The following is a 15383-nucleotide window of genomic DNA, read 5'->3' on the forward strand; positions in this document are numbered from 1 at the left end:
CTCGACAAGACACGAGCCCGCGAGCCCAACGCGGGCCGGCACAGGAAACCCGCCGATGCTGCGCTTCTCCCGGACCAAGATCGTCACGACGCTGGCCATCATCCTGATCGGCCTCAGCCTCGCCGTGCCGAGCTTCTTCTCGGCGGAGAGCCGCAAGAGCTTCATGGCGTCGCTGCCGTCCTGGGTGCCGCACTGGATCGTGCCGACCCGCGCCATCGTGCTCGGCCTCGATCTCCAGGGCGGCTCGCAGCTTCTCCTCGAGGTCGACCAGAACGAGTTGGTCACGTCGCAGGCGAAGAGCTTGCGCGACGACGTGCGCCGCATCCTCCAGCAGGAGCAGGTGCGGGCGGATGGCGGCATCCAGCTCGTGCCGCGCGGCGTACAGGTGCGCATCGCGGACGAGGCCGCCCGCGCCAAGGCCCTGCCGAAGCTGCGCGAACTCGCCCAGCCGATCTCCAGCCCGCTGGTCGGCCAGACCGGCGGGCGCACCCTCGAGATCACCGACCAGCCCGACGGGCTGGTGCGCCTGATCCTGACGGATGCCGGCATCACCGAGCGCACGCGGCGCGCCGTCAGCCAGGGCATCGAGGTCATCCGCCGCCGCCTCGATTCCACCGGCACCACCGAGCCCTCGATCCAGCAGCAGGGCGCCGACCGCATCCTGATCCAGGTGCCGGGTGAGCAGAACCCGGAGCGGCTGGAAAAGCTTCTGGGATCAACCGCGAAGCTCGAGTTCCGCATGCTCTCGGATTCGCCCTCGGGCGATGTCGATCTGCTGCCCTCCAAGGACGAGAAGGGCGCCAAGGTGCCCGTCGAGCGCCGCGTCATGGCCGATGGCGGCGACCTCACCGACGCGCAGCCCGCCTTCGACCAGCAGTCCCACGAGCCCATGGTGAGCTTCAAGTTCAACCTGAAGGGCGCCCAGCGCTTCGGGCAGGCGACCTCCGAGAATGTCGGCCGGCGCATGGCCATCGTGCTCGACAACGAGGTGGTTTCGGCCCCCGTGATCCGCTCGGCCATCACCGGCGGCTCGGGGCAGATCACCGGCAACTTCACCGTGCAGCAGGCCAACGACCTCTCGGTGCTGCTGCGTGCCGGCGCGCTGCCGGCGAAGTTCACCGTGGTCGAGCGCCGCGTCGTCGGGCCGGGCCTGGGGCGCGATTCCATCGAGGCCGGCAAGCTCGCGACGCTCGTCGCCGCCGGCCTCGTCGTGACCTTCATGTTCGCGACCTACGGGATGTTCGGCTTCTTCGCCAACATCGCGCTGATGGTCCATGTCGGCCTCATCCTCGGGCTGATGTCGGTGCTGGAGGCCACCATGACGCTGCCCGGCATCGCCGGCATCGTGCTCACCATCGGCACGGCGGTGGATTCGAACGTGCTGATCTACGAGCGCATGCGCGAGGAGCAGAGGGCCGGCCGCTCGATGATCTCGGCGCTGCAAGCCGGCTTCGACCGGGCGTTTGCCACCATCATCGATTCGAACTCGACCATGGCGATCGCGGCCCTGATCCTGTTCTTCCTCGGCTCCGGCCCGGTGAAGGGTTTCGCCGTGGTGTTCATCCTCGGCATCCTCACCACCGTCATCACCGCCGTCACCCTGACCCGGATGATGATCGCGCTATGGTACAATTACGCGCGGCCGAAGACCCTGCCGTTCTGAAGGGCCCCGACCGTTCCCGGACAAGCGCGAGCTTAAGTCCGAAAAGAAATCGAGACCGATCATGCGTCTGCTCCGCCTCTGGCCCGATGAATCGCATTTCGACTTCATGCGGTTCCGGCGCGTCAGCTTCCCGTTCTCGGCGCTGCTGTCGCTCGCGACCGTGGTGCTGTTCCTGACGGTGGGCCTGAATTTCGGCATCGACTTCAAGGGCGGCACCCTCGTCGAGCTCCAGGCGAAATCGGGCACGGCGGACGTCTCCGCGATCCGCCATACGGCGGGCGCCTTCGGCTTCGGCGAGCCCGAGGTGCAGGAACTCGGCACGCAGGGGACGGTGCTGGTGCGCCTGCCGCTCCAGGCCGGCGAGCAGGGCCAGACGGCGGTGATGAACAAGGCGCACGCCGCCTTCGACGCCGATTACGAGTTCCGCCGCACCGAGACGGTGGGCCCGCGCGTCTCGGGCGAGCTCGTCCAGTCCGGCACGCTCGGCGTGGTGCTCTCGGTGGTGGCGGTGCTGCTCTACCTGTGGTTCCGCTTCGAGCGCGAGCTGGCGCTCGGCGCCATCGTCGGCACGCTGCACGACATCGTGCTGACGGTGGGCGTGTTCATCATCTCGCGCATCGAGTTCAACATGACCTCGATCGCCGCGATCCTGACCATCGTCGGTTACTCTCTGAACGAGACCGTGGTGGTCTTCGACCGCACCCGCGAGCTGATGCGCCGCTACAAGACCATCCCCACCGTCGATCTCCTCAACCTATCGATCAACTCGACCATGTCGCGGACCGTGATGACCTCGATCTCGTCGGGGCTGTCGCTGCTCGCCCTGGTGCTGTTCGGCGGCGAGGCGATCCGGGGCTTTGCCGTGGTCATGCTCTGCGGCGTGGTGATCTGCACCTACTCGGCGATCTTCGTCTCGACCCCGGTGCTGATCTATCTCGGCCTGATGCTCTCGGGCGCCAAGAGCCAACAGGCCGCGGGTGGGCGCGTGGCGCAGGCGGCGGAGTAGGGGCGCTCCATGGGCGATCGCCCGATCCCGGACGGCTTCGTTCCGGGCCGCTTCCCCATCGATGCCTACGGCAACGGGGGGTTTCGCTTCGCGGACATGTCGCATCGCGGCTCGATCCTGGCCTTGCCGTCGGGAATCCACGCCTGGGCGCCGACGGATGCGGGGGCGATCGACCGCGCCTCGCTGGCGCCCTTGCGGGACGCGGCCGGCAGCGTCGACCTCCTGCTCGTCGGCACGGGCCTGGAGATCGTGCCCCTGCCGGCTCCCTTGCGGGCCTGGCTGAAGGATCTCGGCATCGGCCTCGACGTGATGCAGACGGGAGCGGCCGCGCGCACCTACAACATCCTCGCGGGCGAGAACCGCAAGGTCGCGGCCGCCTTGATCGTCGTCGCGTGAGCGGGGGGGCGCCGAAAGGGCAGGGGGCGGACGCCGCGACGGGTCTCCCCTTCGCCTTCTCCCATTGCGAGGCGCTGGTGCGCGCGGGCGACCCGGACCGCTTCCTGGCGAGCCGCTTCGCGCCGGCGGAGATGCGCCCGCATCTCGATGCGCTCCACGCCTTCAGCCTCACCGTCGCGCGCGTGCGGGAAGCCGCCTCGAACCCGATGGCCGGCGAGATCCGCCTGCAATGGTGGCGCGACGCCCTCCAGGGCGAGGCGCGCGGCGATGTCCGCGCCAATCCGGTGGCCGCCGCGCTGGAGGACGCCATCGTGCGCCGCCGCCTCTCCCGGCAGCCCTTCGTCGATCTGATCGATGCCCGCGTCTTCGACCTCTACGACGACCCGATGCCGAGCCTGAACGACCTCGAGGGCTATTGCGGCGAGACCGCCTCGGCCCTCTTCCGGCTCGCCGCCCTGATCCTGTGCGACGGCACCGAGCCGGGCGGCGCGGCCGCCGCCGGACATGCGGGCGTCGCCTACGGCATCACCGGGCTGCTGCGGGCGCTGCCCTGGCACGCGCGCTCCGGGCAGGTCTACCTGCCGGCCGACGTGCTCGCCCGCCACGGCGTCACCCGCGAGGACATCGTGACCGGACGCGGCGGACCGGGCCTGCGCGGAGCGGCGGCGGACCTGCGGGCGCAGGCGCGGCGGCATCTCGCCGCCTACGAGGAGGCGCGCGGCACGATCTCTCCGGCGGCGCGCCCGGCCTTCCTGCCGATGGCGCTGGTCGGGGGCTGGCTCGCCGAGATGGAGCTGCCCGGCTACGATCCCCTCGCCAGCGTCGTGGCGACGCCGCGATGGCGCCGCGCCTGGAGGCTGTGGCGCGGCGCGCGCTCCTGGTAGCGAAGGGCCGACCTCAGGCGGCGCGGGAGCCGGAGCCGACGAAGGCCGCGAGGGGGACCGACGCCGCCGGAATCCCTGCCGGCGCGGTCCCGATCAGCGCATCCATGGCCTCCTTCGGCATCGGCGCGCCGAAGAGGTAGCCCTGCCCGTAGTCGCAGCCCTGGCCGGCGAGCCAGTCGACGCTGGCATCGGTCTCGATCCCCTCGGCGGTGGTCACGAGCCCCAGGCTGCTCGACAGCTTGATGATGGCGTCGACGAGCTTGGCCCGCTCCTCGCTCATGGAGATGGTGTCGACATAGGAGCGGTCGATCTTCAGCTTGTCGAACTTCAGCTCGCGCAGGTGGTAGAGGCTCGAATAGCCCGTCCCGAAATCGTCGAGCGCGATGCGCACGCCGAGATTTTGCAGCGAGGTCAGCGTGATGCGCGTCGCCTCCAGATCGTTGACGAGGGCGGTCTCGGTGATCTCCACCTCGAGCCGGTTCGGCGGGAACCCGGTCTCGGTGAGGATCGACAGGATGCGCTCCGCGAGCCAGGGATCGAGGAACTGCTGGGGCGCGATATTGACCGCGATCTGGAGATGGGCCGGCCAGGAGCGGGCATCGAGACAGGCGCGGCGCAGCAGGCGGTAGCTCAGCTCCGCGATCATCCCCGTCTCCTCGGCGATCGGGATGAAGGCCGCGGGGCTGAGCAGGCCGCGCTCGGGGTGGCGCCAGCGCGCCAGCACCTCGACGCCGATCAGGTCGCGGCCGGGGATCGCCACCACCGGCTGATAGAACGGCTCGATCTCGCCGCTCTCGATGGCGTCGCGCAGCTCGCTCTCCAGGCGCGCGCGGGCCTTGAGCTCGAGGTCCATGCTGCTGCGGAAGACCCGGTAGGTGCCGCGCCCGTCCTTCTTGCCCTGGTACATGGCGAGATCGGCCGCGTGCAGCACGAACTCGGCGTCGCCCGTCTCGGTCGAGATCACCGCGATGCCGACGGTGGCGCCCACCTTCAGCTCGTTCCCCGACCACAGGACGGGCTGGGCGATGGAGGTCATCACCGCCTGGGCGAGGCGGGCCAGCCCGTCGCTGCCGCCGTCCAGCGGAACCAGCAGGGCGAACTCGTCGCCTCCGAGGCGGGCCGCGACGCCGTGATGGGGCAGCAATGCGAGAAGCCGGTCGGCCACCGCGCAGAGCACGGCGTTGCCGGCGGCGTGGCCGTAGATGTCGTTGACGGGCTTGAAGCGGTCGAGATCGACCAGCAGCACGGCGGCCTTCGGCTCCGCCCCGGCGACGCGGCAGGCCGCCTCGACGCGCTCCAGGAACAGGCGACGGTTGGCGAGGCCCGTGAGGGCATCGTGCCGGGCCACCGCGGCGGCCTGCGCGGCGGCGGCGTCGCGCTCGATCATCACATGCCGCAGGCGCACCGACTTGACGGTGTTGGCGGCGAACAGCGCGACACCCATCAGCGCCACGAGCATGAGCGGATCGGAGAGATCGTAGAGGCGGACGGCGTCGTTGAGCCCGGCGAACGCCTCGAAATGCACGCCCACGATCCAGCAGCAGGCGCCCGTCAACAGCAGGCAGAGGGCCTCGTAGAGCTCGCCCTCGCCCCAGCTCCCGCGCCTGCGCTGCGCCATCGGTCCGTCTCCGCGCCCGATCGGGCGATTCCAGGGCCTGCAGAGCACGGAAGTCCACCGATCGTGCCACCTTCGCTATGTATACGACCGCACATTCATGAAATCGCGGTAAAGAGCGGCGCGAAAACGCGAATCGTTTCAATGCCGTCGCGGGCATGGCCGGACCGGGGCCGGGAATGACAGATCGGCCCAACATGCTCTGAAATCATTATAAATCCGCGTTGAGCCCGGCACCTCGCTCTGCTAGCACAGCGTCAAAGGCCCCCCGAAAAGAGGGGGTCTGCGGAGGAACGGCGCCCGTGCAAACCTGGAATCAAGTCTACGACCCGTTCGGGAACGTCTGGCTCTCGACGCTCGCCGCATCCATTCCGGTCATCGCGCTGCTCGGGATGATCGCCAGCGGCAAGGTGAAGGCCCATATCGCGGCCGTCCTGTCGCTCGGCATCGCGCTCCTCGTCGCCATCGTCGGCTTCGGCATGCCCACCGGGCTCGCCGCCCGTGCCGCCATCCTCGGGATGGTGACGGGCTTCTTCCCCATCGGCTGGATCATCCTCAACGTCATCTTTCTCTACCGGCTGACGGTGGAGAAAGGCTGGTTCGCCATCCTCCAGCAGTCGGTCGCGGGCATCACCACGGACCGGCGCATCCAGCTCCTGCTGGTGGCCTTCGCCTTCGGCGCCTTCTTCGAGGGCGCGGGCGGATTCGGCACGCCGGTGGCGGTGACGGGCGCGATCCTGATCGGGCTCGGCTTCTCGCCGCTCGCCGCCTCCGGCCTGTCGCTGATCGCCAACACCGCGCCCGTCGCCTACGGGGCGCTCGGCGCGCCGATCCAGGGCCTCGCCTCCGTCACCGGCTACGACCCCTACATCCTCGGCGCGATGATCGGGCGGCAGCTGCCGTTCTTCTCGCTGCTGGTGCCGTTCTGGCTGATCTGGGTGTTCGCGGGCTTCCGCGGCATGATCAAGGTCTGGCCGCCGATCCTGGTCTGCGGCGCCTCCTTCGCGGCGGCCCAGTTCCTGATCTCGAACTACGTGAACCCCTGGATCGTCGATATCGGCGCCTCGCTCGTCTCGATGGGCGCGCTGGTGCTGTTCTTGAAGGTCTGGCAGCCCAAGGAAGCCTGGACCTCCCCGGCGCTGCGCGGCAACGACCCCTCCATCGGCTACCTCAAGGAGCCCCGCCCCGTCGCGCTCGGCGCGGGCGTGCCCGGCGACATGCCGCAGGCGCATGTGGGCGGGCGCACGGCCACCTCCTCGGAGATCTTCTGGTCCTGGGTGCCGTGGATCATCCTCTCGGTGGTGGTCGCCATCTGGGGCACGGGCTGGTTCAAGGGCATCGTGAACCCGATCTTCACCTGGAAATACGAGGTGCCGGGCCTCCACAACGTCATCATGAAGGTGCCGCCGGTGGAGGCGAAGCCCAAGGCCGAGGCCGCGGTCTTCCTGTTCACCTACATGTCCTACACCGGCACCGGCGTGCTGATCGCGGCGATCATCTCGGGCTTCATCATGAAGTTCTCGCCGGTGCGGCTGGTGAAGGCCTATATCGAGACGATCTGGGTGCTGCGCTACTCGCTCGTCACCATCGCGGCGATGCTGGCTCTCGGCGTCCTCACCCGCTACGCCGGCGTCGACGCCACGCTGGGTCTCGCCTTCGCCGGCACGGGCATCCTCTACCCGTTCTTCGGCACCCTGCTCGGCTGGCTGGGCGTCGCACTCACCGGGTCGGACACGGCATCGAACGTCCTGTTCGGTGGGTTGCAAAAAATCACGTCGGAGCAGCTCGGCCTGTCGGGCATCCTGATGGCCTCGGCGAACTCGTCGGGCGGCGTCATGGGCAAGATGATCGACGCGCAGTCCATCGTGGTGGCCTCCACCGCCACGGGCTATTTCGGCCAGGAGGGCAAGATCCTGCGCTTCGTGTTCTGGCACTCCATCGTGCTGGCCTGCCTCGTCGGCGGCCTCGTGATGCTCCAGGCCTATGTGCACCCCTTCAGCGCGATGGTGATCCAGCCGCCGGCGGTGGTCGCACCCGCGCATTGAGCCGCGCGAGAAGACGCCCGTCCCGGATCGCCGGGGCGGGCCGCTTGCCGAGGCGGCGGCGGGGCGACGAAAGGCCCGCGCCCCGTCCCGGCGGAGACCGCCCATGGATCGCGACATCGAGACCGTCGAGGGAGCCTGCCACTGCGGGACGGTGCGGTTCCGGGCCCGCCTCAGCGAAGGGCTGCGCAGCGCCCGCCGCTGCGACTGCTCCTATTGCCGCATGCGCGGCGCGGTCGTCGTGTCCGCCGCCAAGGAGGATTTCACGGTGCTCGCCGGCGGGGAGGCGCTGAGCGTCTACCGCTTCAACACTCGCCAGTCCGAGCACTTCTTCTGCGGGCGCTGCGGCATCTACACCCATCACGGCCGCCGCTCGAATCCCGGCCAGTACGGCATCAACGTGGCCTGCCTGGAGGGCCTCAGCCCGTTCGACTTCGACGAGGTGCCGGTCAACGACGGGGTCCGTCATCCGTCCGATGCGCCCGCGGGCGCCGCGGGGCCGCGCCTCGCCGGGGTCCTGCGGTTCATCCGCAACCCCTGACGCGGGGAGCGGTCCGTCACGCCGCGACGGGATGGAGGGCGCGTCCGGGACGTGCCTTTCCGCGGGGCGGCCCGCGCCACATCTTGCAAGGCATGTTGCAAGGCATGGGCATGCTCACCTTCCTCCGCAGGGGCACGCGCTGGGACAGCCTCGCCGGCTTTCCCGCGATCCAGACCGCGCGCCTGCGGATCGCCCCGCTGACGGCGCCGGACGCGGCCGACGTCCAGGCGCTCACCGACGACCCGGCCATCACCGGAGCGGTCGATTTCCTGCCGGACCGCTTCCGCCTGGAGGACGCCCACGCCCTCATCGCCGGCACCCGTCGCGGACGCGACGTCTTCCTGGGCCTGCGCGAACGGGCCGACGCGGCCCTCGTCGGCGTCGTCGGCACGCATATGCGCAGCCTCGAGGCCATCGAGATCGGCTACTGGATCGGCGGAGCGGCGCGCGGACGCGGCTACGCGGGGGAAGCGGTCGGCGCCGTCGTCGGGCTGCTGGCGCAGCGCCATCCGCGCCGCCTCCTCGTCGCCGAGTGCCGGCGGGAGAACACCGCCTCCTGGGGTCTGCTGCGCAAGCTCGGCTTCCGCGAGACCGGCGACGAGGGCCACCGGCCCGGACGCCGCCTCATGGTCCGGGACCGGGGGGACTGATTCTCCGGGTTCGCCTGCCGCTCGGTGAGCGGCTCAGCGCGATCCGGCGTGAGCCACGGCGCCGGCCTCCCGCCCCGGCCGGCCGCGATAGACGAGCAGCGTCGCGACGAGGCCGCAGGCGCCGCCCACCGACATCCACAATCCGGGAGCGGCCTTGTCGTTCAGCGCGTCGATGAGCCAGGTCGAGATCAGCGGCGTCATCCCGCCGAACAGGGCGGTGGCCAGCGAATAGGCCAGCGAGAACCCGGCGGTGCGCACCTCCATGGGCACCACCTCCGTCAGCGCCACCACCATGGCGCCGTTGTAGCTGCCGTAGAGGAAGGAGAACCACAGCAGCACGCCGAGCATCTGCCCGAAGCCGGCATGGCCCACGAGCCAGGACAGCGCCGGATAGGCGGTGGCCACCGTCAGCGCCGAGAACACGAGCATGATCGGCTTGCGGCCGATCCGGTCCGAGAGCGCCCCCATCACCGGCAGCCAGAACAGGTTCGAGAGGGCGACGCAGAACGTCACCAGCAGGCTGTCCGTGTCGGTGAGCTTGAGGACGCTCTTGCCGAAGGTCGGGGTGTAGACGGTGATCGTGTAGAACGCGACCGTGGTCATCGCGACCATCAGCATCCCGAGCAGCACGATGCGCGCGTTGCCGAACAGGGTGCGCACGATCTCGCCCAGCTCCGGCCGGTGCTTGCGCTCGGCGAAGGCCTGCGTCTCCTGGAGCGAGCTGCGGATGTAGAACAGGAACGGCACCAGCAGGCAGCCGATGAAGAACGGCACCCGCCAGCCCCAGTCGGACATCTGCGCGGGCATCAGCACATGGTTGAGCCCGTAGCCGATGGCGGCGGCGGCCATGATCGCCACCTGCTGGCTGCCCGACTGCCAGGACACGTAGAAGCCCTTGTTGCCGGGCGTCGCCATCTCGGAGAGGTAGACCGACACGCCGCCGAGTTCGACCCCGGCGGAGAAGCCCTGGAGCAGGCGCCCGATCAGCACCAGGAGCGGCGCGAAGAAGCCGATGGTCGCGTAGCCCGGCACGAAGGCGATCAGGATGGTGCCCGCCGCCATGATCGCCAGCGTCACGATCAGGCCCTGGCGGCGCCCGACCTTGTCGACATAGGCGCCGAGGAACACAGCGCCGAGGGGGCGCATCAGGAAGCCGGCGCCGAAGGTGGCGAAGGTCAGGAGCAGGGAGGCGGTGGGGTCGCCCGCCGGGAAGAACGCCGCCGAGATATGGGTGGCGTAGAAGCCGAACAGGAAGAAGTCGAACATCTCCAGGAAGTTGCCGCTGGTGACGCGGAGCACGGCCGCGACCTTGGAGCCTTCCTGCACTGATGAATCGGATGCCATGACGTTCCCCCCTTCCGCGCGTTGCGCGCGGTTCGGTTTGGAACTCTTCTCGGGCCGAGCCACGCCATGCTCAAGCGTTTAATCCGTGAGACTCTCCGATTTCCGTGACAACTCCTGCCCGGCGACGCACGGCGCCTCGCCCGCGATCCAGGCGGCGAGGTCGGCCCGCGCCCGGTCGGTCAGGGCGCGCTTCTTCAGGGCCGCCTTCTCCGGGCCGCGCAGGCGCCGGCCGGTCTCGTTGCGCGGCGCCTTCTCGAGGGGCGGGAAAAGCCCGAAATTGACGTTCATCGGCTGGAAGGAGCGCGGCGCGTGCTCGTCCTGCGCCAGGAGATGCCCGCCGGTGATATGGGCGATGAGCGCCCCGAGCGCCGTGGTCTGCGGCAGCGGCGCGAGCGCGCGGCCCTCGCGCTCGGCCACGGCGAAGCGGCCGGCCATCAGCCCGACGGCGGCGCTCTCGACATAGCCCTCGCAGCCGGTGATCTGTCCGGCGAAGCGCAGGCGCGGATCCGCCTTCAGGCGCAGCGTCGCGTCGAGGAGGCGGGGGCTGTCGAGATACGTGTTGCGGTGCAGCCCCCCGAGACGGGCGAACTCGGCGTTCTCCAGCCCCGGAATGGTGCGGAAGATGCGCACCTGCTCGCCATGGGTCAGCTTCGTCTGGAAACCGACCATGTTGTAGAGGGTGCCGAGCGCGTTGTCCTGGCGGAGCTGGACGATGGCGCAGGCCTTCACCGTGGGATCGTGCGGATTGGTCAGGCCCACCGGCTTCATCGGGCCGTGGCGCAGGGTCTCGGGACCGCGCTCGGCCATCACCTCGATGGGCAGGCAGCCGTCGAAATAGGGGGTCGCGGCCTCCCACTCCTTGAAGCTCGTCTTGGTGCCCTCGATCAGCGCCCGGATGAAGGCGTCGTACTGGGCGCGGTCCAGCGGGCAGTTGATGTAGTCGGCCCCCGTGCCGCCCGGCCCCGCCTTGTCGTAGCGCGACTGGAACCACGCCTTGCCCATGTCGATGGACTCGCGGTGCACGATCGGCGCGATGGCGTCGAAGAAGGCGAGGGACTCGGCGCCCGTCAGCTCGGCGACCGCCTGGGCGAGGCCGGGCGCCGTCAGCGGCCCGGTGGCGAGGATCACCGAGCCCCAGGAGGCGGGCGGCAACCCATCGACCTCCTCGCGCACGATGGTGACGAGCGGGTGCCCCTCCAGGGCCTGCGTCACGGCGGCGGAGAAGCCGTCGCGGTCGACGGCCAGCGCGCCCCCCGCCGGCACCTGATGCGCGTCGCCCGCGCGCAGGATCAGCGAGCCGAGGCTGCGCATCTCCTGGTGCAGCAGGCCGACCGCGTTGGCCTCGGCATCGTCCGACCGGAAGGAGTTCGAGCAGACGAGCTCGGCGAGCCCGTCGGTGTTGTGGGCTTCCGTGCGCCGCACGGGCCGCATCTCGTGCAGCACCACGAGATGGCCGGCCTCGGCCACCTGCCAGGCGGCTTCCGAGCCGGCGAGCCCGCCGCCGACGATATGGATCGGGTCGAGATGTCCTGCCGTCATCGCGACGGGATAGCCCCGACGCGCGGCGCGATCAACGCGGCGGCGGTCACGGGGTTCTCCAGAGCCATCTGTGGGGCACGCGTGTGACAGGGCGCCGAATGGTGGTTAAGTCGCCCGCGACGGCCGCCGACCGAGAGCGGCGGGAAATCATCCGGGAGAGCGATGCGTCCGGCCGACGACGACGAGGCGCTGCAACGGCTGATCGCCGCCGTGGCGGACGGCGACGAGCGCGCCCTGCGCGCGCTCTACGACGCTGTGTCGCCGAAACTCTACGGCGTGATCCTGCGTATCCAGCGCGACAGGGCGGCGGCGGACGACGTGCTCCAGGACGTCTTCCTGCGGATCTGGCAGGGCGCCGGCTCCTATGTCCCGACGAGCGGCCGGCCCCTGTCCTGGCTCTGCGCCATCGCCCGCAACCGGGCGATCGACCGGATTCGACGCAAAAGCGAGGTCCGCCCTCCGGCGGCGGACGAGGAGGAGGATTGGTTGGACCGGATCGCCGACCCCTTCGACGGTGAGGGCGCGATCCTCGACCGGGATGCGCTCAACGCCTGCCTCGCCCGGCTCGAGCGCGCGCAACGCGATTGCGTCCTGCTCGCCTATTGCGAAGGCTATTCCCGCGAGGAGCTGGCCCGGCGCTACGACCGGCCCGTCAACACCATCAAGACCTGGCTTCACCGCTCGCTCGCGGCGCTGAAGGGGTGCCTGGAGTCCCTGTCGTGAGCGCCGACGACGCCGAGCGCGACCTGCGCGCCGCCGAATACGTGCTGGGCACCCTCGATCCGCGGGAGCGGGACGCCTTCGCCGCGAGCCTCGCGGGCGACGCCGCCGCGCGCGCGGCGGTGGCGGCCTGGGAGCGGCGCCTCGCCCCCCTCGCGCTGGCAACGCCCGAGGAGGTGCCGGGCCCCCATGTCTGGCAGGCCATCGTCCGGGCCCTCGACGGGAGCCGGCCGGCGCCGGCCAACGACAACCGCGTCGCGGCGCTCTCCCGGCAGGTCGGGCGCTGGCGGATGGCCGCCCTCGGCGCCGGCCTCGTCGCCGCCGGCCTTGCGGTCGCGATGGTGACGGGCATCCGGCCGCTGCCGGCTCCGGGCTCGGCGCGCTATGTCGCGGTGGTGACGAGCGGAGGCGAGGCGCCGGCCCTCATCGTCAGCGTCGACACGGTGTCGGGCATCGCGCAGGTGCGCCCGGTCGCGGCGCAGGCGCCCTCCGGCAAGAGCCTGGAACTCTGGTATGTCGGAGCGGACGCGGGCGCGGCGCCCAAACCCCTCGGCATCATCGGCGCCGATGCCGCCCGGCTGAGCCTGCCGCCCGGCATCGCCCGGAGCGGCGAGGGCCTGTTCGCGGTCTCCGTGGAGCCGCCGGGCGGATCGCCCACAGGATCGCCGACGGGGCCGGTGATCTACACCGGCAAGCTCATCCGGGATTAGGCCCGCCTCCCTGGCCGGACGCGAGAAGCCCCGGCTCGCGGGAACCGGGGCTTCCTGCGTTGCGATGGCCAGATTAGCCGATCAGGGCTGGAGCACGCCGTTGACGACGTGGATGACGCCGTTCGACTGCATCACGTTGGCGATGGTGACGGCGGCGGTGTTGCCCTTGGCGTCGGTCACGTAGACCTTCTTGCCCTTCATCTCGACGGAGAGCTGGGCCCCGTTCACCGTCTTGAGGAGGGCCTGCCCGCCGCCCTGCTTGACCATGGCCGCGAGGTCCTTGGCGGTCAGCGCGCCGGGGACGACGTGATAGGTCAGGATCGCGGTCAGGGTCGCCTTGTTCTCGGGCTTCACCAGGGTCTCGACGGTGCCCGGCGGCAGCTTGGCGAAGGCGGCGTTGGTCGGCGCGAAGACCGTGAACGGGCCCGGCCCGCTCAGCGTGTCGACGAGGCCGGCGGCCTTCACGGCGGCGACGAGCGTGGTGTGGTCCTTCGAGTTGACGGCGTTCTCGACGATCGTCTTGCTCGCGTACATCGGCGCGCCGCCGACCATGGGGTTCTTGGCGAAGGCCGAGACCGGCGCGGCTCCGAGGGCGAGCGCCAGGGCGGCCACGGCGATCCGGGCGCCGAGCGGGCGCGCGGAAGAGGTTCTGGTCGAAGCGGTCTTGATCGAAGCGGTCTTGGTCATGGACGTTTCTCCGTATCGGTGAGCCCGCCGCAAGGCGATGCTGCCGCCGGTACGGGCCCGCGCCCGGAAAAGGTTTCGCGCGATCTACCCTGCGACGTCCCGCCGCGACCGCGCCTCGAGAACGCGCCATGAAAAAAGCCGCCCAGCCTGACGGCGGGCGGCTTCTTCGTCCGTGAGGAGGAACGGTCCGGCTGGAGGCCGGACCGGACGCTCGCGGATCTCAGTACTTGCGAACCAGCGGGGCCGGAGCGGCCGCGACGGCGGTGGGGGTGTAGAGCGGGATGATGAAGCGCACCCAGCCGCGGGTCTCCTCGGGGGTCCGCACGCGGAAGCCGAGGGCGTTGACCTGATCGCGGGTCACGACGTCGCGGGTGACGTAGGCCTGGGCGATGAAGGGGCCGAAGTTGTAGCCGATGAGGCCGCCCATGGCGAACTGGCCGGCGCGCTGGTAGTTCGCGAAGGCGGCCTGGTTGCGGTTGACCGGCAGGTCGGTCGAGCCGAACGCCACGGCGCCGATCTCGAACTTGCCGAAGGTCTTCGTCGCCGTCAGGTCGAGGTTGAGCCAGTCGGAGTTCGGGAAGCCGACGCGCAGGCCGTTCGGGAAGGTGTGGATGCCCACCGGATCGACGGTGATGCCGTAGGTCAGGTTGGCCGTGAGGTTCCAGCCGTCGCCGGTGTAGGACAGGGCGAAGCCGTTACGGATCGTGGCGGAGGCCGACGCGGCGCCGAGGCCACGGCCGCCATCGGGAAGGTACGCGCCGATGAGGTACGAGAAGCCGACGTTCGAGCCGAGATCCCAGGCGAAGAACGAGCCGACGAAGGTGTTGTAGAGGATCGACTTGTCGGGCGTGGCGTTGTTGTTCCAGATGAACACCGACGGCTGGGCGACGGCGAGCTCGATGCGGGCATCGAACACCTTCCACGGGGTCGACCACACGAGGACCGGGATGTTCACGCCGACATCGGCGGCGCCGCGCACGTCGGTGGAGCCGACGCTGAAGGTGTTGACGGCGTAGATGCCCTCCGGGAGCGGAGCACCGACGGCAAGGCCGACCTGCTCACCGGGCTGGGTCACGGAACCGGCATAGGCGGCGGAGGCCGTCATGCCGACAGAGAGCGCCACCGCACCGGCGGCGAGCCAGGTCTTCATCATTTTATCGTTCCTTCCCAAGGATTTCAGGAGTCCGCCCCGTAGCGTCGTGCAGCGCATCGTCGGCCCGTCGTTGCTTCGACCACCGTTCGAATGCTGCCGAGCGCCCCCTACGGACACACCTCAAGTCTCAACGCTGAGAACTATTCTACAGGCTTCGCCGGAAGGACAGCGGAATGCCTGGGCTCCGGGCAGTTCAAAAAGCACCGTTGCGGAAAAGCCGCATTCGGGAGACCGGACCCGCATCGCTCCGCGAGCGCCCGAAATGGGTTCCACGACCCAGCCGACATGACAGCGAACGCCGAAATAATTGTCAAAAAGCGTTGGAACGGGACCCCGGATCGGCGTGCAATGGGGACCCCTTCGCAAGCTCGGCACGGTGCGGCTGAGCTGATCCGAAGCCCAGCTTTGGCGTCGTAGGTTCTGGCCTCAGGCG

General features: G+C 69.9%; 14 protein-coding genes. 9 read left to right on the top strand and 5 right to left on the bottom strand.

Annotation, left to right across the window (positions count from 1 at the left end):
• Positions 1-55 precede the first annotated feature (55 nt).
• From secD to ACP56T_RS18715, 4 genes are all read left to right on the top strand, one after another.
• The gene (gene secD / locus ACP56T_RS18700) at positions 56-1663 is read left to right on the top strand and encodes a protein translocase subunit SecD (protein WP_430913668.1); all 1608 of its coding nucleotides are present in this window, start codon (positions 56-58) and stop codon (positions 1661-1663) included.
• A gap of 61 nt (positions 1664-1724) precedes the next feature.
• Entirely contained in the window at positions 1725-2669 is a 945-nt protein-coding gene (gene secF / locus ACP56T_RS18705; RefSeq protein ID WP_430913669.1) for a protein translocase subunit SecF, read from the top strand.
• Between the two features lie 9 nt (positions 2670-2678).
• Positions 2679-3065, top strand: a complete 387-nt coding sequence (locus ACP56T_RS18710; protein WP_430913671.1) for an Mth938-like domain-containing protein — start codon at positions 2679-2681, stop codon at positions 3063-3065.
• Complete coding sequence (locus tag ACP56T_RS18715) at positions 3062-3949, top strand: phytoene/squalene synthase family protein (protein ID WP_430913672.1); 888 nt, start codon at positions 3062-3064, stop codon at positions 3947-3949. Before ACP56T_RS18710 ends, ACP56T_RS18715 begins: the two co-directional genes overlap by 4 nt.
• A gap of 13 nt (positions 3950-3962) precedes the next feature.
• Here ACP56T_RS18715 and ACP56T_RS18720 read toward each other — a convergent pair whose 3' ends face one another.
• Positions 3963-5567 carry a putative bifunctional diguanylate cyclase/phosphodiesterase gene (locus tag ACP56T_RS18720; RefSeq protein WP_430913673.1) on the bottom strand — a complete coding sequence of 535 codons (1605 nt, stop codon included), beginning with the start codon at positions 5565-5567 and terminating at the stop codon, positions 3963-3965.
• A gap of 299 nt (positions 5568-5866) precedes the next feature.
• On the opposite strand from ACP56T_RS18720, the gene ACP56T_RS18725 reads away from it, so the two are divergent.
• The 3 genes from ACP56T_RS18725 (at position 5867) to ACP56T_RS18735 (ending at position 8797) form a co-directional block, all read left to right on the top strand.
• Positions 5867-7609, top strand: coding sequence for an L-lactate permease (locus ACP56T_RS18725; RefSeq protein ID WP_430913674.1), 1743 nt, complete (start codon positions 5867-5869; stop codon positions 7607-7609).
• A 103-nt stretch (positions 7610-7712) separates the two neighbouring features.
• On the top strand, positions 7713-8147 hold the full coding sequence (locus ACP56T_RS18730; protein WP_430913675.1) for a GFA family protein: 435 nt from the start codon (positions 7713-7715) through the stop codon (positions 8145-8147).
• A 110-nt stretch (positions 8148-8257) separates the two neighbouring features.
• Positions 8258-8797, top strand: coding sequence for a GNAT family N-acetyltransferase (locus ACP56T_RS18735; protein WP_430913677.1), 540 nt, complete (start codon positions 8258-8260; stop codon positions 8795-8797).
• 33 nt (positions 8798-8830) lie between these two features.
• Here the strand turns inward: ACP56T_RS18735 and tcuC are convergent, their stop codons facing one another.
• Both tcuC and trmFO read right to left on the bottom strand, forming a co-directional pair.
• A complete protein-coding gene (gene tcuC / locus ACP56T_RS18740; RefSeq protein ID WP_430913678.1) occupies positions 8831-10141 on the bottom strand; it encodes an MFS transporter in 1311 nt (436 codons plus the stop codon).
• A gap of 78 nt (positions 10142-10219) precedes the next feature.
• Positions 10220-11680: a methylenetetrahydrofolate--tRNA-(uracil(54)-C(5))-methyltransferase (FADH(2)-oxidizing) TrmFO gene (trmFO, locus tag ACP56T_RS18745; protein ID WP_430913679.1), complete on the bottom strand. Its 1461-nt coding sequence runs from the start codon at positions 11678-11680 to the stop codon at positions 10220-10222.
• Between the two features lie 162 nt (positions 11681-11842).
• On the opposite strand from trmFO, the gene ACP56T_RS18750 reads away from it, so the two are divergent.
• Positions 11843-12403, top strand: coding sequence for a sigma-70 family RNA polymerase sigma factor (locus tag ACP56T_RS18750; protein WP_430913681.1), 561 nt, complete (start codon positions 11843-11845; stop codon positions 12401-12403).
• Positions 12400-13110, top strand: coding sequence for an anti-sigma factor (locus ACP56T_RS18755; protein WP_430913682.1), 711 nt, complete (start codon positions 12400-12402; stop codon positions 13108-13110). The genes ACP56T_RS18750 and ACP56T_RS18755 overlap by 4 nt, the downstream gene beginning before the upstream one ends.
• Before the next feature lie 81 nt (positions 13111-13191).
• Here the strand turns inward: ACP56T_RS18755 and ACP56T_RS18760 are convergent, their stop codons facing one another.
• Positions 13192-13797 carry a fasciclin domain-containing protein gene (locus tag ACP56T_RS18760; RefSeq protein WP_430913683.1) on the bottom strand — a complete coding sequence of 202 codons (606 nt, stop codon included), beginning with the start codon at positions 13795-13797 and terminating at the stop codon, positions 13192-13194.
• A 220-nt stretch (positions 13798-14017) separates the two neighbouring features.
• Positions 14018-14950, bottom strand: coding sequence for a transporter (locus ACP56T_RS18765; RefSeq protein ID WP_430913684.1), 933 nt, complete (start codon positions 14948-14950; stop codon positions 14018-14020).
• Positions 14951-15383: the final 433 nt, after the last annotated feature.

Source organism: Methylobacterium endophyticum (genome assembly GCF_050591105.1).
Lineage (GTDB): Bacteria > Pseudomonadota > Alphaproteobacteria > Rhizobiales > Beijerinckiaceae > Methylobacterium.